Source organism: Streptomyces sp. NPDC046859, from assembly GCF_040645135.1.
In the GTDB taxonomy this organism is placed as follows: Bacteria; Actinomycetota; Actinomycetes; order Streptomycetales; family Streptomycetaceae; genus Streptomyces.
Genome location: NZ_JBEYXR010000009.1, coordinates 57,451 through 82,605, shown reverse-complemented (window position 1 = coordinate 82,605; position 25,155 = coordinate 57,451). Strand labels below are relative to the sequence as shown.

The following is a 25,155-nucleotide window of genomic DNA, read 5'->3' as shown; positions in this document are numbered from 1 at the left end:
ATGTGAATCAAGGTACGCCCCGAACCAGCAGGCAGAAGGGCCGGCCGTATTTCCGTGGACCGCCCGGGAGTTGTGGACAACTCGCTCACTCACGTGAGTGAACTCGGCCCGCCTGGGCCGGGATCAGGCCCGCTGGGCCACCGAGGCCGGGTCGTCCAGCACCGCCCGCACGACCGCGTGCGCGGCTCCCAGCAGAGGACCCTCGGGACCCAGCCGGGACACGGACACGGGACAGGCGGGGCCCGCGGTCCGCCGGTCCAGTTCTGACTCCAGTGACGGCAGGAGCCATGGCGCGAGTGCGGCCAGGGCGCCGCCGAGCACCACCGTGCGGGGGTCGAGCAGATTGACGGCGCCCGTCAGCGCGATGCCGAGCGCCGTGCCCGCCTCGCGCAGCGCGCCCCGCACGGCCTCGTCCCCGTCGGCGGCCCGTTCCGCCAGCAGCCCGACCCGGTCCTCTCCCGGCTCCAGCCCGGCCGCGCGCAGCACCGCCTCCTCACCCGCGTACTGCTCGAGGCAGCCCCGCCCACCGCAGGGGCACGCGGGTCCCTCGGGCTGGACGGGCATGTGCCCCAGCTCGCCCGCGAATCCGCGCGTCCCGTGCAGCAGTGATCCGTCCACGACGACCGCGGCGCCGATGCCGATCTCCGCCGACACGTGCAGGAAGTCCTGCGGTGTGTCGTCGCCCAGCCACAGTTCGGCGAGGGCGCCGAAGTTGGCCTCGTTGCCCACCGTGAGGGGGAGGTCGGTGGTGAGCAGGTCGCCCAGGTCGAGGTCCCGCCAGTCGAGGTTCGGGGCGCGGACGACGGTCCGGGCGTCGCGGGCCACCAGACCCGGCACGGCCACGGCCAGACCGGCCGGCCACAGCCCTTCGCGGCCCGCCTCCGCGACGACCCGGTCCACGAGTTCGCCGAGTTCGGCGAGCACCGGCTCGGCGGCCCGGCCCCGGTTCGCGGTATGGCGCACGGCCCGGGCCCGTACCTCGCCGCGCAGGTCGACGGCGCAGACGGCGAGATGGTCCACGCCGACCTCCGCGCCGATCCCGGCCGGCCCGTGGGCGCTGACCGCGAGGGCCGACCCGGGACGGCCGACCCGCCCGGGTCGCTCGGGGCCCAGCTCCTCCAGCAGACCCGAGCGGATCAGCTCGTCGACCAGTGTGGAGACCGCCGCGCGGGTCAGCCCGATCCGGGAGGCCACGGCCGCGCGCGAGAGCGGTCCGCCGGCGCTGACCGTGTGCATCACCCGGGCGAGATTGCGGCGGCGCATGCCCTGCTGGGTGTCGGGCAGCGCGCGCCCGGCGCCCGCCGGGTTGGCCTCGTGCAGCGGTGCGGTCATGCCTCCGTCTTCCTCAGTGCGCCTCGGGGCTCCGCTCCAGCAGCGGGGCCGCGTCGGAGAGTACCCCGCTGATCCGGGCCAGCGTCTCGTCGTCCCGCTCCACGGCGTCCAGCACCGGCCCGCGCGAGGTGTTCCAGCGCCGGGCGACCGCGGCCGGGTCCTCGCCGGTCAGCAGCCCGGCCGCCTGGGCGGCGGCACCCAGGGCGACCAGCTCCTTGGCCTCGGGCACCTGGACCGGGCGTCCCGAGAGCCGGCGGACGGTCTGCTGCCAGGCCGTGCCCCGGGCGCCCCCGCCGATCAGCAGCAGCGGTGCCGAACGGTCCGCGTCCTCGTCCAGCACCAGGTCCAGGGCGCCCAGCAGCGCGTGCACGGCACCGTCGTAGGCCGCCTGGAGGAGCTGGCCGCCGGTCGTGTCGTGGCGCAGGCCGTGCAGCACGCCCGACGCGTGCGGCAGGTTCGGCGTGCGTTCGCCGTCCAGGAAGGGCAGGAAGGTGAGGCCCGAGACCGGTTCCACGGCTTCCCGGTCGCGGCCCAGCAGGGCGGCGAGCCTGTCGACCGCGAGCGTGCAGTTCAGCGTGCAGGCCAGCGGCAGCCAGCCGCCGTGCGCGTCGGCGAAGCCCGCCACCGTGCCCGTGGGGTCCGCCGGACGCCGCCGCGACACGGCGTACACGGTGCCCGACGTGCCGAGGCTCAGGACGGGCGCGCCGGGGAGCAGGCCGAGTCCCAGCGCCGCCGCCGCGTTGTCACCGGTGCCGGGCGCCACCAGGGTGCCCTTGGAGAAGGGCAGGTCGTGGCTGTCGCGCACGGTGCCCGCGACCTCGCCGGGCCGCACCACGCGCGGCAGCAGCGCCGGGTCGAGCCCGACGTGCTCCAGGATCTGGGCGTCGTACGTCTCCGTCTGCGAGGCCCACCAGCCCGTGCCGGAGACGTCGCCCCGGTCGGTGGTGCCCTGGCCCGTCAGGCGTTCGGTGAGGTAGTCGTGGGGCAGGCGCACGGCCCGGGTGGCACGCACCGACTCCGGCTCGTGCTCGGCGAGCCACGCCCACTTCGTCACCGTGAACGAGGCCGCCGGGACGGAGCCGGTCCGGTCCGCCCAGAACTTCGCGCCGCCCAGTTCATTCGTCAGGCGTTCGGCCTGCGGCGCCGAGCGCACGTCGTTCCACAGCAGGGCCGGACGCACCGGCTCGCCCCGCTCGTCCAGCGTGACCAGGCCGTGCTGCTGACCGCCGATCGACACGGCGGCCGCCTCGCGCGCGGGCTCACCGCACTGACGCAGGGCCTCGCACAGCGCGTCGTACCACTGGCGGGGGTCGCTCTCCCGGCCCGCACCCGAGGTGACGGTGTGCGGCGCCTGGCCGCTCGCGACGACCCGCCCGGTCGACACGTCGACGACCAGCGCCTTGGTGGACTGGGTGGACGTGTCCACGCCGACGACGAGCGGACCCTCGGCTGCTGACATCGGGCTCTCCCTTTTCCGCGGCTCTGCGGCTCTGACCTGCTGCTTTGTGGCTGTCCGGCGTGTGGCGACCCGGATCCGGCCCTTTCGGGGACATCGTGTCCCTTCCCAGGGACGCGTTCGCATACTAATTTGTAAACCGCCATGACGAAATAGTCGTAGCGAGTCGTTCAAGCAGTCGTCTGTAAGCAAGGAGCCGCGTCATGAGCTACCAGCCCACCCCCGAGGACAGGTTCACCTTCGGTTTGTGGACCGTCGGCTGGCAGGGACGGGACCCGTTCGGCGATGCCACCCGCGGTGCCCTCGACCCCGTCGAGACGGTGCGGCGTCTGGCCGAGCTCGGCGCCCACGGCGTCACCTTCCACGACGACGACCTGATCCCCTTCGGGTCCTCGGACACCGAGCGCGAGGCGCACATCAAGCGCTTCCGCGAGGCCCTCGACGCCACCGGCATGAAGGTGCCCATGGCGACGACCAACCTCTTCACCCACCCCGTCTTCAAGGACGGCGCCTTCACGGCCAACGACCGCGACGTGCGCCGCTACGCCCTCCGCAAGACGATCCGCAACATCGACCTGGCCGTGGAGCTCGGTGCCGAGACCTACGTCGCCTGGGGCGGCCGCGAGGGCGCCGAGTCCGGTGCCGCCAAGGACGTGCGGAACGCGCTCGACCGCATGAAGGAGGCGTTCGACCTCCTCGGCGAGTACGTCACCTCCCAGGGCTACGACCTCAAGTTCGCCATCGAGCCCAAGCCGAACGAGCCGCGCGGCGACATCCTGCTGCCCACCGTCGGTCACGCGCTGGCGTTCATCGAGCGCCTGGAGCGCCCCGAGCTGTACGGCGTCAACCCCGAGGTCGGCCACGAGCAGATGGCCGGGCTCAACTTCCCGCACGGCATCGCCCAGGCGCTGTGGGCGGGCAAGCTGTTCCACATCGACCTCAACGGCCAGTCCGGCATCAAGTACGACCAGGACCTGCGCTTCGGCGCCGGCGACCTGCGCTCGGCCTTCTGGCTGGTCGACCTCCTGGAGAGCGCCGGTTACACCGGTCCCCGGCACTTCGACTTCAAACCGCCGCGCACCGAGGACCTCGACGGCGTGTGGGCGTCGGCCGCGGGCTGCATGCGCAACTACCTGATCCTCAAGGAGCGCGCCACGGCGTTCCGCGCCGACCCGGAGGTCCAGGAGGCCCTGCGCGCCGCCCGTCTGGACGAGCTCGCCCAGCCGACGGCGGCGGACGGCATCAAGGGCCTGCTCGCCGACCGTGCCGCCTTCGAGGAGTTCGACGTCGACGCGGCCGCCGCGCGCGGGATGGCCTTCGAACGCCTCGACCAGCTCGCGATGGACCATCTGCTGAGCGCCCGCGGCTGACCACGCGCACGTGTGTGCGCACCGCCGGTCCCCCGACAGGCGGTGCGCACACGATGCCGGGGTGGCCGTCCGGACGCGGCCACGCACCGAGCGGATTGTTCCGGAACCATGAGATCCGTGGCCCGGAGCGGTCCCAACTCCCTTACAGGGGTCGCGGATCAGCCGTCGCGTTGCCACCCTTGACGGTATGGCCACGCCACCCGTACCCCCTCAGCCGCCAGGACCGCCTCCCGGTCACACCCCACCGGGCGGTTTCGACCCGCCCGCCGACGGCTACGGCAGCGGCGGTCCGCCCCCGTACGGTGGCGGCGGTCCCAGGCGCCCACGCAATCCGCTCGTCGTCCTGCTCGTCGCCGTGCTCGCCGTCGCCGCCGTGGTGGGGGCCGTCCTGCTGGTCACGGGGAACGGCGACGACACACCCGATGACGGCTCGCCGTCCGGCACCAGTACCAACACCTCGCCACGGCCGTCGCTGAGCATCCCGAGCCAGTTGCCCAGCGAGCTGCCCACCTCGCTCCCGTCAGGCTTCCCGACCGATCTGCCGAGCGGCTTCCCGACCGATCTGCCGAGCGGGTTCCCGAGCGGTCTGGAATCGCTCCTGCCGTCCCTGGAGGACGCGTTGCCGTAGTCAGGTGCCCTCGCTCGCCCGGGTGCCGTCGGGCTGGTGAGCGACGCCGTCGGGTTCGGCGGCGGCCAGTGCCGTCGCCGGATCACGCGCGGGCGCTCCCGCGGGCACCCATCGGCCCGCCTCCTCCCGGTAGGGCCACCAGCGTCCGTCCCTTCCCAGGCGCAGCTGACCGTTGGAGCCGTCCACGGTCCACCGGTTCCCATCGCGCCGCAGCGGCGGCCGTTCGTCCTCGTCCCACGCGGCCTCCAGGGCGGTACACGCGCGTGCCAGTGTCTCGCCCTCCACCCGCCACTTCTCGTCGAGCACGCACAGGGCGGCCTCACCACCGAGCCGCCACGCGCGTACGGCCACGCCCAGCCCGTCGCGCCCACGCCCCGAACCGTCGGCCAGCCGCTCGGTCACGCGTGTGTCCGAGGTGCCCGCGGCCAGGCGTACCGCGTCCTGGGCGAGCGTCGATTCCGGGGCCGCGGCCGGGCTTCGCGGGGTGTCCCGAAGCGCCTCCGCGAGCAGGCGGTGCGCCTCGACGGCCGTCGCGGCGGCCAGGACCTCCAGGGCCTCGGGGTCGACGTCCGCGTCCGGCGCGGTCCCGGTGTCCAGTGAGGGCGGCACCCCCGGGTGCCCGGGCAGTCCGGGCAGGGCGGGCAGCGGCGGCAGGACGTCGCCGGTCGCGTACGCCTCGGCGGCGTCCACTCCTGGCCGCGCGCGGGAGGCGGAGGAGTCCCGCACCTCGCCGGTGGAGGCCGTGTCGCCGCGGGCCTGGAGATCGGCCAGGAGGACCCGTTGACCGCGCCCGCGCATCAGGAACAGGACGAAGGGATCCTCGTCCAGCAGCCGTGCCACCTGATAGCACAGGGCGGCCGTGTGCTCGCAGTGGTCCCAGGCGTCGCAGGCGCACTCGGGTTCCAGGTCGCCCATTCCGGGCAGCAGGTCGATCCCCGTGACCGAGGCGTCCTCCACCAGGTGCGGGGGCATCTCCCGGTCCAGCAGGGCCGCCACGTGACCCGCCCGTTCCACCGTCATGTCCAGGAAACGGCCCCACTGGCGCTCCGTCAGCGGCTCCACCAGGACGTCCGCCCGGTGCACCGCCCGGTCGCGGCCCCGCACCATGGCCGTGATGCGCCCGGGCCGAACCGACACGGCACCGACCGCGCCCGCCCGCGCGAGCCTGCGCCCCGCCTTGAGCTGCTGGAGGTCGAGTGCGGACTCCTCCAGCGCCGTCAGCCAGGCCTGCCCCCACCAGGTGACGGCGAACCCCCTCCCACGCGCGGGAGGGAACGCGGCGAAGGTGCGCTCCACGTCGGTGCCGCGCCCGGCCGTTGCGTCCTCGTGCCCGGTCATCGGATGCCCCTTCGCAGTTCCACCAGATCGGCCAGCTCCGCGTCCGTGAGCTCCGTCAGGGCCGCCTCACCCGCGCCGAGCACGGCGTCCGCCAGCGCCTGTTTGCGGCTGAGCATGCCGGCGATGCGGTCCTCGGCGGTGCCCTCCGTGATCAGCCGGTGCACCTGTACCGGCCGGGTCTGGCCGATGCGGTACGCGCGGTCGGTGGCCTGAGCCTCCACCGCCGGGTTCCACCAGCGGTCGTAGTGCACGACGTGCTCGGCGCGTGTGAGGTTCAGCCCGGTGCCGGCGGCCTTCAGCGACAGCAAGAAGACGGGCATGTCACCGTCCTGGAAGCGCCGCACCATGCGCTCGCGCTCGGCCAGAGCCGTACCGCCGTGCAGGAACTGTGAGGCGATGCCCCGAGCCGCCAGGTGCCGCTCGATCAGGCGTCCCATCCCGACGTACTGGGTGAAGACCAGCACGCTCGCCTCCTCCGCGAGGATGGTGTCCAGCAACTCGTCGAGCAGCTCCAGCTTCCCGGACCGTCCGGCGATCCGCGGCCGTTCCTCCTTGAGGTACTGCGCCGGGTGATTGCAGATCTGCTTCAGACCCGTCAGCAGCTTCACGATCGCACCGCGCCTCGCCATGTCGTCGGCACCGGCGATCGCCGCGAGGGCCTCCCGGACCACGGCCTCGTACAGGCCCGCCTGCTCCGCGGTGAGCGACACCGTGCGATCCGTCTCCGTCTTCGGCGGGAGCTCCGGCGCGATCCCCGGGTCGGACTTGCGGCGGCGCAGCAGGAAGGGCCGCACCAGGCGGCTGAGGCGTTCCCCGGCCGCCGGGTCCTGACCGCCCTCGACCGCGTCGGCGTACCGTCCGCGGAACGTGCCGAGGTGGCCCAGCAGACCCGGTGTCGTCCAGTCGAGGATCGCCCACAACTCCGAGAGATTGTTCTCGACCGGGGTGCCCGTGAGCGCCACACGCGCGCGTGCGCCGATGGAACGCAACGCCCGCGCGGTCGCCGAGTACGGGTTCTTCACGTGCTGGGCCTCGTCGGCGACGACCATGCCCCAGGGGAGCGTCGCGAGCCTGGGCGCGTCCTGACGCATCGTGCCGTACGTGGTGAGCACGAACTCGCCCTCCGTCACGGAGGCGAGGTCGCGCCGCGCACCGTGGAAGCGGCGCACGCGCGTGCCGGGCGCGAACTTCTCGATCTCGCGCTGCCAGTTGCCCATCAGGGACGCAGGGCAGACCACCAGCGTCGGTCCCGCCGACGCCGGGTCGCCCTGCCGGTGCAGATGCAGCGCGATCAATGTGATCGTCTTGCCCAGACCCATGTCGTCCGCCAGGCAGCAACCGAGTCCCAGGGACGTCATCCGGGCCAGCCAGCTCAGGCCCCGCCGCTGGTAGTCGCGCAACGTGGCGGCGAGGGCGGACGGCTGGTCCACCTGCTCCTGGCCTTCGGGGTCCGCGAGGCGTTCCCGCAGCGCGGTCAGCCAGCCTGTGGAGCGCACCTCCACCTGGCGGCCGTCGACCTCGATCGACCCGGTGAGGGCCGCGCCGAGCGCGTCGATGGGCGCCAGATCGCGGCTCTGGCGCGCGTGGGCTCGCCGCACGTCCCGAGGATCGACGAGGACCCATTGGTCGCGCAGACGCACGACGGGGCGGCTCGCCTCGGCGAGGCGGTCCAGTTCCTCGCGCGTGAGCCGCTGGTCGCCCAGGGCGAACGACCAGTCGAAGGAGAGCAGCGCGTCGGAGGACAGGAACGACGGTGCGCCGGAGGTGAGCGCGCCTGCCCGGGCCGTGCCGTCCGACGGGCCGATCACCGCGCCGGTGGTCAGCTCACGGGCGAGGCCCTTCGGCCAGTGCACCTCGACGCCGATCCCCGACAGCCGGTGGGCGCCGTCCCGCAGCAGGTCCGTCACCTCGTCGTCGGCGAGGTCGACGGCGTCCGGGACGGCCGCGGACAGCAGCGGCGACAGAGGAGCCCAGACCCGGGCGGCGCGGCGCAGTGCCAGCAGCGTGTCCATACGCGCGCGGGGCTCGAACACGGCGGACCCGTTCCACACCTCCACCGCGTCCGCGACCAGCGTCGGATCGCTCACGCCGTGCACCTGGAGCACGGCTCGGAAGGACGGCGCCGGGGGGTCCTCGGACGCGTTGTCCGTCGCGTCGGCACCGGTGAACTCCACTCGCAGGGAGAGCCGTACGCCCGCGTCGTGGCCGGCCGCGACGTCGGCGGCCCAGGCGCTGAGCCCCGGCAGGTGCTGCGGTGGCGTGTCCGCGTACGCGGGACCGCCGGTGACGAGCGGCGCCGCGGGGGAGCGCGGCAGCGCGTCGGCGACCGCGTCCAGGAAGGCCCGGACCAGGTGCTCGGGGTCCGGCAGCCTCAGCGGTTCCTGACCGGGCAGCGGCACCGCGTGCGCCTCGGGCGGCATCGCGGCCGCGAGGAGACGGACGCGTTCGACGTCCTCGGGGTGCAGCGGCCCCGCCCGCCAGGCGTCGTGGTCCTCGGCCGAGAGGCCGGGCAGCAGCAGACCGCGGGCCACGACGTGCAGAGCCAGGACGGTCGCCGTGCCCCAGAACACGCCGGCCCGGCCGGCCCGCGGTGACGTACGCGCGCGTGTGAGCACGGGCAGCGCGGCACGGACGGGAAGCAGCAGGGCCGGCACCTTCGCCGGCTCCACGCCGTCCTCACCGGGTACGACCACGGACAGCTCCTCGACGCTTCCGTGCGGGAGGCGGGGTACGGTGCCGCCGCCGGTCCGCCAGAAGGCGACGCGACCCGCGCGGGCGGGAGCGCCCGGGAGGAAGACGATGTTGCAGGACGACGGATCGGGGAGGTCGGATGACGTCGCCTTTGCCTCGGGAAGCGTCGGCACGACTGAGCAGCACTCCTCAAATTTGACTACCGGGAGAGAGTCGCCGACAGTACACCATCCGTCCGCCCAGCGGGTACGGTCATGATGTGACCCAGGTCACCGATCTGATGGGCGGTCGAGTCGAGTTCCCAGGTGCGGCGAGGAGCGTCGGAACGGCCTCGCGGCGACTGCGGACCGGCCCGGCCCTTCCCGACTCATTCCCGACCCATTCCCGACCACTAGGGGTCGCACCTCAGGGTCGTCTCAGGGGTGCGGTGTGGAACTGCCGGACGCACGGACCCGTTTTCAGGTCAGAGAGCGGCAGCGGCCGCGAAGGAGGCGACGCACATGTCGAAGAACGCGAAGATCGCCGCGGGAGGAGTGGCGGTCGGCCTCGTCCTGCTGATCTGGCTGCCCTGGTGGGCGGCACTGCTGATAGTGCTGGGAGTGCCGGCCGCCGCCTACCTCACGCTCGACCCGTCACAGCGGCGCAGGCTGCGCCGCGCCACCCGCAAGGAGCTCGGTCGCTGACCGGCCCCCTGCCGGCGGCGGACCAGGCAGTTACAGCGCGCAGGACAGGCAGTTACAGCGCGCAGGAGTTGACCACGTCGCCGTCCACAGGCTTCGCGACCGTCTGGTCCGCGGGCGGACGCACGCCTCGCTCCACCCACGAGACAAGCTTGTCGAAGGCGGACCGGTAGCAGGGCAGGATCGGGCGGAGCCGGTCCGGATAGGTGTCGTACAGGCCGTCGACATGCGTGCCGCCGGCGACGGTGACATAGCTGTGCAGCCGGCTCCGTCCGCGTCCGTCGACCATGCGCGCGTACACGTCGGAGTCGGCGGCCTTCGGCAGCAGGGTGTCCAGATCGCCGTGCAGGGTGATCAGGGGGCGGCCGATGCGTCCGCTCAGGGCGACGCGGGCCACGGCGCGATGCACGGAGGCGGGCCGGGAGGCGTAGTCGTAGGAGGCGTCGGAGGCGCAGGGTGCCAGGATCTCCTCAGCGGTGGTGCCGGCCGAGGCTCCCGGGCAGGCCGGGTCGTACGCGGGGTCGAACTCGGCGCGGTAGATCTTCTGCGTGACACCCCAGTACGCCCGCTCGTGATAGGGCCACAGGAATTCGGAGCCGCGGGCGAAGCCGGCCGCGTACAGGTCCTCGTCGCGTGCGGAGCCGAGCATGCGTGCCACGGCGGTCGGCAGGGAGGTGAGGAGACTGGGACCGTGCGCCGTCCACAGCGCGCCCTCCCAGTCGACGCCGCCGTCGTAGAGCTCGGGGTGGTTCTCCAGTTGCCAGCGGGTGAGATACCCGCCGTTTGAGATGCCGGTCATGTACGTCCGGCGGGGAGCCTGGCCGTACCGCTGGGTCACGGCCTTGCGTGCGGCCCGCGTGAGCTCGGTGGTGCGTCTGTTCCACTCGGCGATCGCGTCGCCGGGGCGCCGGCCGTCGCGGTAGAAGTCGGCGCCGCTGTTGCCCTTGTCGGTCGCCGCGTAGGCGTATCCCTGCGCCAGCACCTGGTCGGAGATCGCCGTGTCCGTCGCGTACTGCTTGCGGGTCCCCGGCGCCCCGGTCACCACGAGGCCGCCGTTCCAGCGGTCCGGCAGCCGGATCACGAACTGCGCGTCATGGTTCCAGCCATGCGTGGAGTTGAAGCGGGAGGAGTCCGGGAAGTAGCCGTCGACCTGGACCCCGGGAACCCCCGACGGTGTCCGGGTGCCGCGAGCCGTCAGCCCGGCCTGGTCGGCCATGTCGGTGTACGGCGTACCGGCGAGGCCCGTCGTGGTCAGATCCGCGAGACACGCGGCCTGCTGGAAGGCGGCACCCGGTACCCGCAGGCGGTCCTGGCGGGCGCAGTGCTGCTCGCCCCCCGTCGCGGCCGCGACGGGTCCGGGAGCACCGAGGGCCGCGGCCAGCAGGGTGGCGGCGAGAAACGGAACAGCTCTGGTCAGGCGCATGGCAGCACTCCTGGCGGAAGGGACGAGCACATGAGGGAAGCAAGCCTCGAGGGCTGCCCCATGGTGCGGTCCGGGCTCCGCCTCCTCCATGGGTTGGCACCACATGGAACGCCGCTGCCGAATGGGTCCCCACGACAGGGGGTCGGTCGTGTCCGCATGCGGCGGGCGGAAGCCACCGCTGGACGGCGCGGACGCATGACGTCCCGCCGGCGGAAGGACCGTGCGTCAGCGCGTCAGCAGGCTCAGCTGGGGCGTACCGCCATCTTGTCGAGCGCCTCCAGCAGCCCCGGCAGCTCCGGTCCGCGGCCCACCGGCAGGACCTCGCCGGGCTCGTCGTCCAGCAGCACGAACGCGATGTCGTCCGTCCGGGCGACGAGGGACCAGCCAGGGCCGTCCGCCCGCAGGGTGCGGGCGTCGCCGGAGGCGAAGGACGAGCGGACGCGGCCCAGGGGCGGCGGGGAGTCCACGTACGCGCGTGCCTCGGCCAGCACCCGCCGGATACCGCTGTGGCCTCCCTGGGCGGCAGGCTTGTCCTCGCTCCGCTCGTCCTGCTCGCCCTCCTCCGGCGCCCCGGTGGCGGCGGCAGCGCTTCCGGCCGCGGCGAAGGCGTCGTCGTCGATCTGCTCCCGCCACATCGCCCACTGGAGGGCGATCTCGTCGGCGCCGAGCCGCCGCTGGGCCGGGCCCCACACGCTCGTGTCGGGCGGTGCCAGCGGCGGGCCGTCCGCGATCTCGGGGTCCGGGTCGTGCGGTGCGGGCACGTTGGGGGCGGCCACGGCGACGGCGAGCGGCCAGCCGGGAAGGGCGGCCACGACGGTGCGCTCGTCCGGCGACAGGTCGTACTCCATCCCGCAGTCCCAGGACGCGATCGCCACGGCCACCAGGGAGACGTCGTCGATGACCACCGTCCACCGGGCACCGTCGCCGTCCTGGCCGAGCACCAGGCCGTAGCCCTCCGCGAGCGGCGCGAGTCCGAGCGCCGCGCAGGCCTCCGGATAGTCGTCGCCCAGCACGCTCGGGAACTTCGCCGGCGTCAGCAGCACCGCCGTGAGCACATAGAGCGCATCGTCCGCGGCGGCGACGGCCTCCTCGTCCGTCCCGGCCATCCCAGCCTCCCCATCGGTTCGTCCATCGGCGCGCACCCTAGTGCGCCCGCAAGCCCCTTGTCACGACTCCGAGACACCCCGGGCCTGCAGGTTTCCGGCCGCACGGGGCGAAATCGACCGCGAACGGCACCCATGGCGCGGCCTATGTCACGTGGTAGGGAGCCCCAGGAGCGCTCGCGCGACGGCCTGCGGGGACTCCTCGCGCTCGCGGGCGAGCGTGAGGACGGCCCGGCAGGCCAGCTCGCTCACTCCGAAGGACAGGGCTTCCGGTGACACCCAGCCGCTGGCCTCGTCGATCCGCTCCTGGTCGTCCGCCGCGCGCGCCGAGACGTACACGGCGGCGGCCTCGAACAGATTGTGCGTGCCGGAGTCCTTGCCGCTGTCCGGCTCCAGACGCAAGGAGCGGAAGACTCTGGCGCACGACTCGCGCAGTCTGCTCCACATGTGGGCACCTTCCCCCTGTAGGACGAATGACCGTGCAAGGCGAACGAGAGTGCGGACGAACGAACGTGACGAGGGACGCGAACGCTCGTCCAACGGTCCCAAAGTAGGAGTTGCGGTCGCCGCCGCATAAGGGGGCGTCGCCGCCGCGGCGGCCGCCGGGCGCCGCCTCAGGGCCGGCCGCCATGGGCCGGCCGCCCCCGAGAGGTCAGGACGTCCGCGTCGCCAGGGCCAGGAAGCGGTCGTCCTCGTCGACGTACGACGTCATGTGCCACCCGGAGCCGGCCAGGAGTGGCCGCAGGTTCGCCTGGGCGCGCAGGTCGTCCGGGGTGAGCCGGCGGCCGTGCCGGGCCGCCAGCGCCGCCCTGCCGATCGGATGGAAGAGGGCCAGCGTGCCGCCGGGCCGCACGACCCGGGCCAACTCGCGCAGGTTGTCCGCCGGCTGCGGCAGGTGCGCGATGAGTCCGGCCGCGAACACGGCGTCCACCGATCCCGGCCGCAACGGCAGGGCGGCCACGTCGGCGAGCAGCAACCGCCCGTCACGGTCGCGTCCGGCGCGCGCGGCGGCCTCCAGCATGGCCGGGGTGAGATCGACGCCCAGGACCACGCCCGAGGTGCCCACCGCGGCGCGCAGCGGCGGCAGCGCGCGGCCGGTGCCGCAGCCCGCGTCGAGCACACGATCGCCCTCGCCCAGTCCCAACTCGGCGACGGCCGCCGCGTAGGCGGGGCCGTCGTCCGGGAACCGGCTGTCCCACTGGGCGGCGCGGGCGGTGAAGAACTCCTGCACGTCTGCGTGGTCGTCGCTCATGCCCCGCATGATCCCTCACCAGCACGAGTGACGCCGCTGTGCACACGTTCGAGCCTCATGCGGTCGTTCCGGCGCATCTCCGGGTCATATTCCAACACCTTTCGAAATGCGCCCCCTTCGTGCTCCCGTGCCCCGGCTAGCGTCCCGGGGCCATGGGACACCTGGACCACGCCGCCCTCGGCTGGCTGACCCCCGCCTTGTCGTACGTGATGGCGTGCACGGGCGCCGCGCTGGGACTGCGCTGCACCGTGCGCGCGCTCGGCGCCACCGGCCGTTCCCGCCGGAACTGGCTCGTCACCGCGGCCTCGGCGATCGGCACCGGCATCTGGACCATGCACTTCGTGGCCATGCTCGGCTTCAGCGTCAGCGGCACCGACATCCGCTACGACGTGCCGCTCACCGTCCTGAGCCTCCTCGTCGCCATGGCCGTCGTCTGCGGCGGTGTCTTCGCCGTCGGCTACAGCAAGGACCGGACGCGCGCGCTGTTCCTCGGCGGCCTGACCACCGGGATCGGTGTGGCGAGCATGCACTACCTGGGCATGGCCGCCGTACGGCTCAACGGCGACATCACCTACGACCCCGCCCTCGTCGGGCTCTCGGTCCTGATCGCCGTCGCCGCGGCGACGGCCGCGCTGTGGGCCGCGCTCAACATCAAGTCCCCCGTCGCGGTCGCCGTCGCCTCCCTGATCATGGGCGCGGCGGTCAGCAGCATGCACTACACCGGGATGCTCGCGGTCCGTGTGGACGTCGTCCCGGCCGGCGGGGTTCTGCCCGGGGCCACGGCGATGCAGTTCATCTTCCCCCTCGCCGTCGGCCTCGGGTCCTACCTCTTCCTGACCTCCGCCTTCGTCGCGTTGTCGCCCGCCACCGGGAGACGTGAGGCGCCCGCGCCGGCCCCGCGCGCCGTGGGACGGACCACCGGCTGACCGAGCCCATGGGGCCCGCGCGGCCCACCGGAGCAGGTCCCCGAACCACTCCCGATCGAGGAGGCCATGCGTACCCCCCGTAGCAGCACCGCAGCCGACGCCGGACCCCCGTCCCCGCCTCCCGTGCGAGGACGCCGCGCACACGCCGGACCGCCGGCCGACGAAGGCCCGGAGGACTCACCGGGCGCGAGTTCCGGCACCGCGCCCCCGCGCGCCCTGCGTCCCCGCACGGTCCGCGCCAAGGTCGTCTGCCTGCTGATGGTCCCGGTCGTCTCGCTGCTGGCCCTGTGGGCCTTCGCCACGGTCACCACGGCGCAGGACGTCGCCCGGCTGCGCCAGCTCCAGCGCGTCGACGACGGGATCAGGGACCCCGTCACGGCCGCCGTGGCCGCGCTCCAGGCCGAGCGCACGGCGGCGGTGCGGTACGCGACCGATCCGTCCGAAGGCCGTGCTGCGGACTACAGGCGGCTGGCCGGGGACAGCCGCGAGGCGGTGGCGAAACTGCGGCTCGGGGAGCGCAACACGGTCGCCGACGGCGAGGAGTTCCCCACCGGGGTGGCCTCACGGCTCACGACCTTCGTGACGGGCGCGGAGCGGCTGAGCGTGGTGCGGGACGACGTCCTCGACCGCCGCTCCGGCTGGCAGGGAGCGTACGGGCAGTACACGGGGACCATCGAGAGCGCCTTCGCCGTGCTGGGCGCGCTGACCGGCGTCCAGGACGCCGACCTCGGCTCCGACGCGCGCGTGCTGCTCGAATTCGCCCGCGCGGGAGAGGCGCTCGCCCAGGAACAGGCGGTGCTGGACAGTGCCCGCCTCGCCGGACGCCTCGACGGCACGCGGCTGAGGCTGTTCACCGGCGCCGTCGGGACCCGCCGTACCCTCACCGACTCCGCCGTCGCCGATCTGCGCGGCGCCCAGCGCACGGCCTGGCGGCGGCTCGCCACCGGCGACGACTACGCGGCCGTCACCGCCCTGGAGGACACGGTCACCGCCGCCCGGCCCGGCTCACCGGCGCCGACGGCCGACGCGGGCCCGGGGGCCGGGTGGAGCACGGCACACGCACGTGTGCAGGGCGCGATGCGCACCATCCAGCAGGACGCCGGACGCGCGGTCGCGGACCGCGCCGACCCGTTCACCCGGGGGCTGCTCACCCCGGCCGGCACCGCCGTGCTCTTCGGTCTGCTCGCCGTCGCCGCCTCGCTCGTCATCTCCGTGCGCATCGGGCGCGGACTCGTCGTGGAACTGGTGACCCTGCGGGACACGGCTCTGGAGATCGCGCGGCACAAACTCCCCGAGGCCATGCGGAGACTGCGCGCCGGTGAGGAGATCGACGTCCGCAGCGAGGCGCCGCCCGGGCCGTCGGCCGAGGACGAGGCCGGACAGGTCGGCGAGGCCCTGAACACCGTGCACCGCGCGGCCCTGCGGGCGGCCGTGGAGCGCGCCGAACTCGCCAGCGGCGTCTCGGGGATCTTCGTGAACCTCGCCCGCCGCAGCCAGGTCCTCGTGCACCGCCAGCTGACCCTGCTGGACAGCATGGAGCGGCGCAGCGACGACCCGAACGAACTGGGCGACCTCTTCCGGCTCGACCACCTCACCACGCGCATGCGGCGCCACGCGGAGAGCCTGATCATCCTCTCCGGTGCGGCTCCGGGGCGAGCGTGGCGGATGCCGGTCTCCCTCACCGACGTGGTGCGTGCGGCCGTCTCGGAGGTCGAGGACTACGCGCGCGTCGAGGTACGGCAGCTCCCCGAGGCGTCCGTCCTCGGTGCGGCCGTCGCCGACCTCACCCACCTCCTGGCCGAACTCGTCGAGAACGCGGCACAGTTCTCGCCCCCGCACACGCGTGTGCGCGTCACCGGCGAACCCGTGGGCAACGGGTACGCCGTCGAGGTCGAGGACCGCGGCCTCGGGATGGGCAGGGAGGCCCTGGCCGAGGCCAACCGGCGCATCGAGCAGTCCGAGGCGCTCGACCTGTTCGACAGCGACCGGCTCGGCCTGTTCGTGGTCAGTCGGCTCGCCTCCCGGCACGGCATCAAGGTGCACCTGAGCACCTCGCCGTACGGCGGCACCACCGCCGTGGTGCTGCTGCCCACAGCCCTGCTGCACGACAGCCCGGCGGAACGTTCCAGCCACGACGCGGCCGACGCCGAGCGGCCCGACGAACACGACTACGCGCGCGTGCCCGTCACGGGACGGCGCCAGGAGTCCGTCCCCACCACCGCCGAACGCCCCGCCCTGATGGCGCCCGCGCCACCCGCGCCCGAGCCGACCCGCACCTCACCCCCCGGAGTCACGACGTTGCGAGTTCACCGGCCCCCGGACGACTCCCGCGTCACCGACGACCTGCCACGCCGGGTCCGGCAGGCGAGCCTCGCGCCTCAGCTGCGCGAACGCCACGCCGACGACCCCGCGCGGACCGCACCGGCGGACCGGCCCGACCACGGGCGCACCCCCGAAGTCGTCAGGGACCGCATGGCCGCGTACCGCGACGGGTGGGCGCGCGGCGGCGGCAGGCCGCCCGGCCGTGGTACCCCATCCGACCCCGCAGAGCGCCACGACGGCAGCGAAGGAGATTTCGCATGATCCCGGACCCGAGCATGAGGGCCGCCGGCCGGTCCGGCGAACTCGACTGGCTGCTGGACGACCTGGTGGCGCGGGTGAGCGAGGTGCGGCACGCCGTCGTGCTCTCCAACGACGGGCTCGCTGTGGGCTCGTCGTCCGATCTGCGCCGCTCCGACGCCGAGCATCTCGCCGCCGTCGCCTCCGGGTTCCACTCGCTGGCCAAGGGCACCGGCCGCCACTTCGGGGTCGGCGGAGTGCGCCAGACCATGGTCGAGATGGACGACGCCTTCCTCTTCGTGGCGGCGGCGGGCGACGGTTCCTGCCTCGCCGTCCTGACCGCGGTGACCGCCGACATCGGTCTGGTGGCCTACGAGATGGCACGCATGGTCAAGCGGGTCGGCGAGCACCTTCGCACCCCGACCCGCACCACCACCCGGCCGCCCGCCGGGGCATGAGACGGAAGGGCGGCCGGCGCAGATGAACGCGCAAGACCCCGACACCCGGCGCGAGCAGGGCAGTCAGTGGTACGACAACGAGGCCGGGCCCCTGGTCCGCCCGTACGCGATGACGGGCGGACGCACCAGACCCGGCCCCACCGGGGTGAAGTTCGACCTGATCGCCCTCGTCACCCTGTCCACCGCCGCACCCGGCACCGACGACGACAGCACCCTCGGGCCGGAACACCGTGCCCTGATCGAACTGTGCCGGCCGGAGACCCAGTCGGTCGCGGAACTGGCGGCGGGCGCCGACCTGCCCGTCGGCGTGGTCCGGGTGCTCCTGGGCGACCTGCTGGAACGCGGGCGGGTCACCGTCAGCCGTCCGGTACCCCCCGCCCACCTGCCCGACGAACGCATCCTGCGCGAGGTCATCGAGGGCCTGCGTGCGCTGTAGCCGCCGGACGGAGACGGGAGGGCGGGGCGTGAGATTTCCGAACCCAGGCGGTCCCTACGGCCCCCCGCGCGCACCCGTACGGACATCGAACAGGTACGAGACGGTCGCATCGGGCAAAAAGCGATCCAACCCCACGCAGAGGACGGGCCGTTGTCATGATGCTGACTTCGCGCAGTGACGTCGACCTATGCCGGCACTCCAGAGAGAAGTGAGCGATGGTCTCCGAGCACTCCGACGCCTCCGACGGCGACACGTCCGCCCTGGCGTTGAAGATCCTTGTCGCCGGCGGGTTCGGCGTGGGCAAGACGACCCTGGTGGGCGCGGTCAGCGAGATCAAGCCGCTGCGCACCGAGGAACTGCTCAGTGAGGTGGGGCAGTCGGTGGACGACACCGACGGCGTGGACCACAAGGTCACGACGACGGTCGCCATGGACTTCGGGCGCATCACCATCCGGTCCGGCCTGTCCCTCTACCTCTTCGGCACCCCCGGCCAGGACCGCTTCTGGTTCCTGTGGGACGAACTGTCCCAGGGCGCCCTGGGCGCCGTCGTCCTCGCGGACACCCGCCGACTCGAGGACTGCTTCCCCGCCGTCGACTTCTTCGAGCACCGGCACATCCCGTTCGTCGTGGCCGTGAACTGCTTCCCCGGGGCCCGCGCGTACGGCGTCCAGGACGTCGCCCGCGCCCTGGACCTGGACCGGGGGACACCGGTGGTGATCTGCGACGCCCGGGACCGCGACTCGGGGAAAGAGGTACTGATCCGCCTCGTCGAGTACGCCGGGCGGATGCACACCGCCCGGCTTCTCGACTCCGTCGGCTGACCGGCTCGCCCGGTCCCGGCCGCGCGCGACGCCGGATCATTCGGCGACGTCGCGCTCCGCCAGCACCTTGTCGATCGCGACGCGGACGAGGAGTTCGCCGGGCACGCCGTTGCGGGCCCCGAACTCCTCGGCGCGCTCCTCGCCCATGTAGCGCGCCCCGATCCGCCCGGCCCAGTGCCTCAACTCGTCCAGATCCTCCGACACGCGCGCGCGGCCCTGGATCACCACGAACGCGTACGGCGGACGGTCGTCGTCCACACACAGCGCCACCCGGCCGTCACGGACCACGTTGCGGCCCTTCACGCTGGACGCGGAGGTGTTGAACACCAGCTCGTCGCCGTCCAGCAGGAACCAGATCGGTGCCACGTGCGGGCTGCCGTCGGCCCGCACCGTGGAGAGCTTTCCGGTGCGGGTGCCCTGCGAGACGAACGCCCGCCATTCGTCCTCGGTCATCTTCTTCGCCATGCCCCCATCCTCCTTGCCCGCGGGCCGGATGGTCCGGAATGGTGTCGAAGAGTTCCTCCGTGCCGGAGGACTCATCTACACGGGGAGATCGGACCATGGCGCAGAACCAGAAGCTCGGGTGGCTGCTGGACGACCTGACACAACGCGTCGATCACGTGCGGCACGCGCTGGTGCTGTCGAACGACGGGCTGGTGACCGGAGCGAGCAAGGGACTGAGGCGGGAGGACGCCGAGCACCTCGCCGCCGTCTCGTCCGGACTGCACAGCCTGGCCAAGGGCTCGGGACGGCACTTCGGCGCGGGCAGAGTCCGCCAGACGATGATCGAGTTCGACGACGCCGTCCTGTTCGTGACCGCGGCCGGGTCGGGCAGCTGCCTGTGCGTGCTCAGCGGCGCGGAGGGCGACATCGGCCAGATCGCCTACGAGATGACCCTGCTCGTCAACCGGGTGGGCGAACATCTCGACGTGGACGCGCGGCTGCCCGGGACCGCCCCTTCCACAGACCTCTGACCTGCTGATTCGTCCACCCCGACGGAGTTGTCCACAGGCCCGCCACGACGGGCGGTGACCGGGCTACATTTCTGTCACGGCGCACGCACCGAGCGTGACCGATCGACTCCACGGGGGAGACACAGCATGTCTGGCGACACCATCACAACCCGACTCGAGCGTCCCTTCACACCGAGCCGCGCGGCGCGGGACCTGGGGCTCCGGCGAAGCGATCTGGACCTCGCCGTGCACCTCGGCCTGATCCGGACGGTTCCCGACGAGGGAGGGGGCGGCGGCCGCCGCGTCACCCGGTCCGAGATCGACCGGGTGCGCTCGGCGCAGGGATTCCCGGAGTCACTGCTGGCCCGGGTCGAGGTCGTGGGCACGGCTGAGGCCGCGCGGCTCCTGGACGTACCCGCCGGCCGGTTCACTCGACTCGCCCGCCTGGGCCTGGTCGTCCCCACCACGTGGTATCTCAACCGGTACCGCGCGGTCGTCTGGCTGTACCTCGCCGAAGAGCTGAGCCGGTTCGCGGCCGAGGAGGAGAACGTCCCGCTCCTGAAAGCCCGCCGGATGCCCGAGGGTCCGCGGGCCCTGCTGGCCGCAGGCGTCGACCTGCGGCCGCGCAACTGGCGGGGGCGGCACCGCGGGTTCCTGCTGCGCCAGTCCGACGGCCTGTGGGAGAGGGCCGGAGCGTTCGCCGCCTTCCTCGACCCGGCAGAGATCGCGACGGCCGTCCCCGACCCCTACGAGCGGTCCCATCTGAACCGCTTCCGGCCGGGGCCCCCGGTGACCGGTGCTCCGGGATCTCCCGCCGCGCGCATCGCCGAGCGGATCATGACGGCGGACGACGCGGACGAGGTCGGTCTCCTGAGGACCGAGCTGACCGCGCTCGTACGGGAGGCGCGGGAAGCACGGCCCGCACCGCTCCCCACGCCACCACGGACTCCTGCCCCGCCGCGGCCCCTCGCGCCCCCGCCGGGAGGACCGAAGGCACCGCGCGGGGTCCTGGGCCGATTCCGCCGCCGGCCTGCTGCGGCTAAAGCGCCCTGAACAGCCCTTCCTGGACGACCGACACCAGCAGACGGCCCTCCCGGTCGTAGATCCGGCCCCGGGCGAGTCCCCGCCCGCCGGTCGCGATCGGCGACTCCTGGTCGTAGAGGAACCACTCGTCCGCCCGGAAGGGCCGGTGGAACCACATGGCGTGATCAAGCGACGCCATGTCGAAGCCCCGCGGACCCCACAGGGGCTCGACCGGGATACGCACGGCGTCCAGAAGCGTCATGTCGCTGGCGTACGTCAGCGCGCAGGTGTGCACCAGAGGGTCGTCGCCCAGCGGTCCGACCGCGCGCATCCACACCGCGCTGCGCGGTTCGGCCCCCTTGACCTCGTCCTCGGTCCAGCGCAGCCGGTCGACGTAGCGGATGTCGAAGGGCTGGCGCCGGGCCATCCGCTCCAACTGCTCCGGCATCGCGCCGAGATGCTCACGGATCTCGTCCGCGACCGTCGGCAGCGACTCGGGCGCCGGGACCTCGCGGGCCGGCGGCAACTGATGCTCGAAGCTTCCCTCTTCGGGCTTGTGGAAGGAGGCGGTGAGATTGAAGATCGTGCGGCCCTGCTGCACGGCGGTGACCCTGCGGGTCGTGAACGACCTGCCGTCCCGTACCCGTTCGACCTGGTACACGATCGGCACACCGGGACGTCCCGGGCGCAGGAAATACGCGTGCAGCGAGTGCACGGGGCGGTCGCCCTCGGTGGTGCGTCCGGCGGCGACCAGCGCCTGGCCGGCCACCTGGCCGCCGAAGACCCGCTGCAAGGACTCCTGCGGACTGCGGCCGCGGAAGATGGTGACCTCGATCTGCTCCAGGTCGAGCAGGTCGACGAGGCTTTCGGCCGGGTTGGTCGTCATGGGTGCGTCTCTCCTGAGGTCACAGCTGGCCGACGTCGGTGACACGGACGACCGCGCGGCCCTCCGCGTCGGATGCCGTGAGGTCGACCTCCGCGCTGATGCCCCAGTCGTGGTCGCCGTTGGGGTCGTCGAAGATCTGGCGCACCCGCCACAGCCGGTTCGCCGGCTCCTCCTCGATCACCAGGAGCTTGGGTCCGCGGGCGTCCGGCCCGGTGCCGAGGTCGTCGTACTCGTCCCAGTACTTGTCCAACGCCTCGCCCCACGCGTCGGCGTCCCAGCCGGACTCCGCGTCCATCTCGCCCAGTTCCTCGACCTGGTCGAGCGCGGCGAGCTCCACGCGCCGGAACATCGCGTTGCGGACGAGGACCCGGAAGGCACGGGCGTTGGTGGTGACCGGCTTGACCTCGTCGGCCTTCTCCTGGGCCTCCTCCGCGGTCATCACCTCGGGGTTGGCGAGCTGCTCCCACTCGTCCAGCAGGCTGGAGTCGACCTGGCGCACCATCTCCCCGAGCCACTCGATCAGGTCCTGCAGGTCCTCGGACTTCAGATCGTCGGGGATGTTGTGGTCGAGGGCCTTGAAGGCGCTGGCGAGGTAGCGCAGCACGATGCCCTCGGTCCGGGCCAGCTCGTAGAACGACACCAACTCGGTGAAGGACATGGCCCGTTCGTACATGTCCCGCACGACGGACTTCGGCGACAGCGGGTGGTCGCCGACCCACGGGTGGCTCTTGCGGTACGTGTCGTACGCGTGGAAGAGCAGCTCCTCCAGGGGCTTGGGGTACGAGATGTCCTGCAGGCGCTCCATGCGCTCCTCGTACTCCACGCCGTCCGCCTTCATCGCCGCGACGGCCTCGCCCTTCGCCTTGTTCAGCTGGGCGACGAGGATCTGCCGCGGATCGTCCAGAGTGGACTCCACGACCGACACCATGTCCAGGGCGTACGACGGCGAATCCGGGTCCAGCAGCTCGAACGCGGCCAGCGCGAACGTCGACAGCGGCTGGTTGAGCGCGAAGTCCTGCTGGAGGTCGACCGTGAGCCGGACGATGCGGCCGTTGGCGTCCGGTTCGTCGAGCTTCTCGACGATGCCGCCGTCCAGCAGCGACCGGTAGATCGCGATCGCGCGCCGGATGTGCCGCAGCTGCTGCTTGCGGGGCTCGTGGTTGTCCTCCAGCAGGTGCCGCATGGCCTTGAACGCGTTGCCGGGACGGGCGATCACCGAGAGCAGCATGGTGTGCGTGACCCGGAAACGGGACGTCAGCGGCTCCGGCTCCGAGGCGATCAGCTTCTCGAAGGTGTTCTCCGTCCAGCCGACGAAGCCCTCCGGGGCCTTCTTGCGGACGACCTTGCGGCGCTTCTTCGGATCGTCGCCGGCCTTGGCGAGGGCCTTCTCGTTCTCGATGACGTGCTCGGGTGCCTGCGCCACCACGAAGCCCGCCGTGTCGAAGCCGGCCCGCCCGGCGCGCCCCGCGATCTGGTGGAACTCGCGGGCGCGCAGCGTACGGACCCGGCTGCCGTCGTACTTGGTCAGGGCCGTGAACAGCACCGTGCGGATCGGCACGTTGACGCCGACGCCGAGCGTGTCGGTGCCGCAGATCACCTTCAGCAGTCCGGCCTGCGCCAGTTTCTCCACCAGACGCCGGTACTTCGGCAGCATGCCGGCGTGATGGACGCCGATGCCGTGCCGGACGTACCGGGACAGGTTCCGGCCGAACTTGGTGGTGAACCGGAAGTTGCCGATCAGCTCGGCGATCTGGTCCTTCTCCTCGCGCGTGCACATGTTGATGCTCATCAGCGCCTGCGCCCGCTCCACGGCCTGCGCCTGCGTGAAGTGCACGATGTACACCGGAGCCTGCTTGGTCTCCAGCAGTTCCGTCAGCGTCTCGGTGAGTGGTGTGAGGCGGTACTCGTAGGACAGCGGCACCGGCCGGGTCGCCGAGCGGACCACGGCGGTCGGCCTGCCCGTGCGCCGGGTCAGGTCCTTCTCGAACATCGAGACGTCGCCGAGCGTCGCCGACATCAGGATGAACTGGGCCTGCGGCAGTTCCAGGATGGGGATCTGCCAGGCCCAGCCGCGGTCCCCCTCCGCGTAGAAGTGGAACTCGTCCATCACGACCTGGCCGACGTCGGCGTGCCTGCCGTCACGCAGCGCGATCGACGCGAGCACCTCCGCGGTGCAGCAGATGACGGGCGCGTCGGCGTTGACGGACGCGTCGCCGGTCAGCATCCCGACGTTCTCCGTGCCGAAGAGCTTGCACAGCTCGAAGAACTTCTCCGAGACCAGTGCCTTGATCGGCGCGGTGTAGAAGGTGACCTCGTCACGGGCCAGCGCCGCGAAGTGGGCGCCCGCCGCGATCATGCTCTTGCCGGAGCCGGTGGGCGTCGACACGATCACGTTCGCGCCGGAGACCACCTCGATCAGCGCCTCCTCCTGATGGGGGTAGAGCGTGAGACCACGCTCCCGGGCCCACGACTCGAAGGCTTCGTAGAGGGCGTCGGGGTCGGCGGTCTTCGGCAGCTGATCGATGAGGGTCACCCACCCATCTTGCCTGCCCGGTGCCCGCACAGGGGAATCGGCTCTGGAGACGAAGATCGCGAACGCTACGCTGTGTCGCCGACCGCAGGTCAGCGGACTCGGTCAACTGGACAGCGGCACACGAGGAATGGGGCGGGCCACGGCCATGATGGGACCAGCACACTCACTGTCGGGGGCCGCCGCCTGGCTCGGCGTCGGAGCGGCCGCCGCTGCGACGGGCCACGGGATGCCGTGGCCGGTGCTCCTCACCGGTGCGCTCATCTGCGCCGGAGCCGCGCTGGCACCCGACCTCGACCACAAGGCGGCCACCATCTCGCGGGCCTTCGGACCGCTGTCCCGCTGGCTCTGCGAGATCATCGACAAGCTGTCGTACGCCATCTACAAGGGCACGAAGAAACCGGGCGACCCCCGGCGCTCGGGCGGCCACCGCACGCTGACCCACACCTGGCTGTGGGCGGCCCTCATCGGCGGCGGCACCTCGGCCCTGGCTCTGGAGGGGGGCCGCTGGGCGGTGCTGGCGATCCTCTTCGTGCACCTGGTGCTGGCCATCGAGGGCCTGCTGTGGCGCGCGACGCGAGGCGCGAGCGCCGACGTGCTGGTGTGGCTGCTCGCCGCCACCAGCTCATGGATCCTCGCGGGTGTCCTCGGCAAGCCGGGCCACGGTTCGGACTGGCTGTTCACGGCACCGGGCCAGGAGTACCTGTGGCTGGGCCTACCCGTCGTGCTGGGTGCCCTGGTGCACGACATCGGGGACGCGCTCACCGTGTCCGGCTGCCCGATCCTGTGGCCCATCCCGGTGGGACGCAAGCGCTGGTACCCGCTCGGCCCGCCGGCGTTCATGCGCTTCCGGGCCGGCAGCTGGGTGGAGCTCAAGGTGCTGATGCCGGCGTTCATGGTCCTGGGCGGCGTGGGCGGCGCGGCGGCGCTGAACGTGATCTGACCGGGCCACGGCCCTGTTCCTCCGGTCGTGGGCCCCGCCCTCCGGACACCGGGTCAGCTGCCCTGACCGGCCCCGCCGCTTCCGTACCGCCGCTCGAACGCGGCGACGCGGCCCTCGGTGTCCACCGTGCGGGCCTTGCCCGTGTAGAAGGGGTGGCTCTCCGAGGAGATCTCGACGTCCACGACCGGGTAGGTCTCACCGTCGTCCCACTCGATGGTCTGCTCGCTGGTCGCGGTGGAACGGGTCAGGAAGGCGTAGCCGGCGGCGCGGTCACGGAAGACGACCGGGTGGTAGTCGGGGTGCTTGTCCTGCTGCATGCGTACTCCTCATGTGGCGGCGTCGGGCCG

General features: G+C 72.7%; 23 protein-coding genes. 11 read left to right on the top strand and 12 right to left on the bottom strand.

Annotated elements, in window-relative coordinates; all coding sequences use genetic code 11:
* Nucleotides 1-123 precede the first annotated feature (123 nt).
* Together ABZ899_RS16005 and xylB are read right to left on the bottom strand one after the other, a co-directional pair.
* Entirely contained in the window at nucleotides 124-1,332 is a 1,209-nt protein-coding gene (locus ABZ899_RS16005; RefSeq protein ID WP_361345951.1) for an ROK family transcriptional regulator, read from the bottom strand.
* A gap of 13 nt (nucleotides 1,333-1,345) precedes the next feature.
* The gene (gene xylB, locus ABZ899_RS16000; protein ID WP_361345949.1) at nucleotides 1,346-2,791 is read right to left on the bottom strand and encodes a xylulokinase; all 1,446 of its coding nucleotides are present in this window, start codon (nucleotides 2,789-2,791) and stop codon (nucleotides 1,346-1,348) included.
* A gap of 200 nt (nucleotides 2,792-2,991) precedes the next feature.
* Between xylB and xylA the strand changes: the two genes are divergently transcribed.
* Complete coding sequence (gene xylA, locus ABZ899_RS15995; RefSeq protein ID WP_361345947.1) at nucleotides 2,992-4,158, top strand: xylose isomerase; 1,167 nt, start codon at nucleotides 2,992-2,994, stop codon at nucleotides 4,156-4,158.
* A 187-nt stretch (nucleotides 4,159-4,345) separates the two neighbouring features.
* Nucleotides 4,346-4,786, top strand: coding sequence for a hypothetical protein (locus ABZ899_RS15990; protein ID WP_361345945.1), 441 nt, complete (start codon nucleotides 4,346-4,348; stop codon nucleotides 4,784-4,786).
* On the opposite strand, the gene ABZ899_RS15985 is transcribed toward ABZ899_RS15990, so the two are convergent.
* Complete coding sequence (locus ABZ899_RS15985; protein WP_361345943.1) at nucleotides 4,787-6,124, bottom strand: SWF or SNF family helicase; 1,338 nt, start codon at nucleotides 6,122-6,124, stop codon at nucleotides 4,787-4,789.
* Nucleotides 6,121-8,988 (bottom strand): DEAD/DEAH box helicase, encoded by a 2,868-nt coding sequence (locus ABZ899_RS15980; RefSeq protein ID WP_361345941.1) that lies wholly within the window; start codon nucleotides 8,986-8,988, stop codon nucleotides 6,121-6,123. The genes ABZ899_RS15985 and ABZ899_RS15980 overlap by 4 nt, the downstream gene beginning before the upstream one ends.
* A 327-nt stretch (nucleotides 8,989-9,315) precedes the next feature.
* On the opposite strand from ABZ899_RS15980, the gene ABZ899_RS15975 reads away from it, so the two are divergent.
* Entirely contained in the window at nucleotides 9,316-9,498 is a 183-nt protein-coding gene (locus ABZ899_RS15975; RefSeq protein WP_361345939.1) for a hypothetical protein, read from the top strand.
* 52 nt (nucleotides 9,499-9,550) lie between these two features.
* Here the strand turns inward: ABZ899_RS15975 and ABZ899_RS15970 are convergent, their stop codons facing one another.
* The 4 genes from ABZ899_RS15970 to ABZ899_RS15955 form a co-directional block, all read right to left on the bottom strand.
* Complete coding sequence (locus tag ABZ899_RS15970) at nucleotides 9,551-10,918, bottom strand: tannase/feruloyl esterase family alpha/beta hydrolase (RefSeq protein WP_361345937.1); 1,368 nt, start codon at nucleotides 10,916-10,918, stop codon at nucleotides 9,551-9,553.
* 242 nt (nucleotides 10,919-11,160) lie between these two features.
* Nucleotides 11,161-12,024, bottom strand: a complete 864-nt coding sequence (locus ABZ899_RS15965) for a hypothetical protein (RefSeq protein WP_361345935.1) — start codon at nucleotides 12,022-12,024, stop codon at nucleotides 11,161-11,163.
* A 147-nt stretch (nucleotides 12,025-12,171) separates the two neighbouring features.
* Nucleotides 12,172-12,468 (bottom strand): hypothetical protein, encoded by a 297-nt coding sequence (locus tag ABZ899_RS15960; RefSeq protein ID WP_361345933.1) that lies wholly within the window; start codon nucleotides 12,466-12,468, stop codon nucleotides 12,172-12,174.
* Between the two features lie 205 nt (nucleotides 12,469-12,673).
* On the bottom strand, nucleotides 12,674-13,273 hold the full coding sequence (locus ABZ899_RS15955) for a class I SAM-dependent methyltransferase (RefSeq protein WP_361345931.1): 600 nt from the start codon (nucleotides 13,271-13,273) through the stop codon (nucleotides 12,674-12,676).
* Between the two features lie 152 nt (nucleotides 13,274-13,425).
* Here ABZ899_RS15955 and ABZ899_RS15950 point away from each other — a divergent pair, with 152 nt between their 5' ends.
* From ABZ899_RS15950 to ABZ899_RS15930, 5 genes are all read left to right on the top strand, one after another.
* The gene (locus ABZ899_RS15950) at nucleotides 13,426-14,199 is read left to right on the top strand and encodes an MHYT domain-containing protein (protein WP_361345929.1); all 774 of its coding nucleotides are present in this window, start codon (nucleotides 13,426-13,428) and stop codon (nucleotides 14,197-14,199) included.
* 66 nt (nucleotides 14,200-14,265) lie between these two features.
* On the top strand, nucleotides 14,266-16,782 hold the full coding sequence (locus tag ABZ899_RS15945) for a sensor histidine kinase (protein WP_361345928.1): 2,517 nt from the start codon (nucleotides 14,266-14,268) through the stop codon (nucleotides 16,780-16,782).
* On the top strand, nucleotides 16,779-17,216 hold the full coding sequence (locus ABZ899_RS15940; RefSeq protein WP_361345926.1) for a roadblock/LC7 domain-containing protein: 438 nt from the start codon (nucleotides 16,779-16,781) through the stop codon (nucleotides 17,214-17,216). The genes ABZ899_RS15945 and ABZ899_RS15940 overlap by 4 nt, the downstream gene beginning before the upstream one ends.
* A 22-nt stretch (nucleotides 17,217-17,238) precedes the next feature.
* A complete protein-coding gene (locus ABZ899_RS15935; protein WP_361345924.1) occupies nucleotides 17,239-17,652 on the top strand; it encodes a DUF742 domain-containing protein in 414 nt (137 codons plus the stop codon).
* Nucleotides 17,653-17,867: 215 nt separating this feature from the next.
* Nucleotides 17,868-18,473 carry an ATP/GTP-binding protein gene (locus ABZ899_RS15930; RefSeq protein WP_361345923.1) on the top strand — a complete coding sequence of 202 codons (606 nt, stop codon included), beginning with the start codon at nucleotides 17,868-17,870 and terminating at the stop codon, nucleotides 18,471-18,473.
* Between the two features lie 36 nt (nucleotides 18,474-18,509).
* On the opposite strand, the gene ABZ899_RS15925 is transcribed toward ABZ899_RS15930, so the two are convergent.
* Nucleotides 18,510-18,938: a PPOX class F420-dependent oxidoreductase gene (locus ABZ899_RS15925; protein ID WP_361345921.1), complete on the bottom strand. Its 429-nt coding sequence runs from the start codon at nucleotides 18,936-18,938 to the stop codon at nucleotides 18,510-18,512.
* A gap of 95 nt (nucleotides 18,939-19,033) precedes the next feature.
* Between ABZ899_RS15925 and ABZ899_RS15920 the strand changes: the two genes are divergently transcribed.
* Nucleotides 19,034-19,447, top strand: a complete 414-nt coding sequence (locus ABZ899_RS15920) for a roadblock/LC7 domain-containing protein (RefSeq protein ID WP_361345919.1) — start codon at nucleotides 19,034-19,036, stop codon at nucleotides 19,445-19,447.
* A 126-nt stretch (nucleotides 19,448-19,573) separates the two neighbouring features.
* Complete coding sequence (locus tag ABZ899_RS15915) at nucleotides 19,574-20,479, top strand: DUF6397 family protein (protein ID WP_361345917.1); 906 nt, start codon at nucleotides 19,574-19,576, stop codon at nucleotides 20,477-20,479.
* On the opposite strand, the gene ABZ899_RS15910 is transcribed toward ABZ899_RS15915, so the two are convergent.
* Together ABZ899_RS15910 and ABZ899_RS15905 are read right to left on the bottom strand one after the other, a co-directional pair.
* Nucleotides 20,466-21,335: an acyl-CoA thioesterase II gene (locus ABZ899_RS15910; RefSeq protein WP_361345915.1), complete on the bottom strand. Its 870-nt coding sequence runs from the start codon at nucleotides 21,333-21,335 to the stop codon at nucleotides 20,466-20,468. The two genes, ABZ899_RS15915 and ABZ899_RS15910, sit on opposite strands and share 14 nt — an antisense overlap.
* A 19-nt stretch (nucleotides 21,336-21,354) precedes the next feature.
* Nucleotides 21,355-23,868, bottom strand: a complete 2,514-nt coding sequence (locus ABZ899_RS15905) for a DUF3516 domain-containing protein (protein WP_361345914.1) — start codon at nucleotides 23,866-23,868, stop codon at nucleotides 21,355-21,357.
* A 145-nt stretch (nucleotides 23,869-24,013) separates the two neighbouring features.
* Here ABZ899_RS15905 and ABZ899_RS15900 point away from each other — a divergent pair, with 145 nt between their 5' ends.
* A complete protein-coding gene (locus tag ABZ899_RS15900) occupies nucleotides 24,014-24,808 on the top strand; it encodes a metal-dependent hydrolase (protein ID WP_361345912.1) in 795 nt (264 codons plus the stop codon).
* 53 nt (nucleotides 24,809-24,861) lie between these two features.
* On the opposite strand, the gene ABZ899_RS15895 is transcribed toward ABZ899_RS15900, so the two are convergent.
* On the bottom strand, nucleotides 24,862-25,125 hold the full coding sequence (locus ABZ899_RS15895; protein WP_361345910.1) for a type B 50S ribosomal protein L31: 264 nt from the start codon (nucleotides 25,123-25,125) through the stop codon (nucleotides 24,862-24,864).
* Nucleotides 25,126-25,155 lie beyond the last annotated feature (30 nt).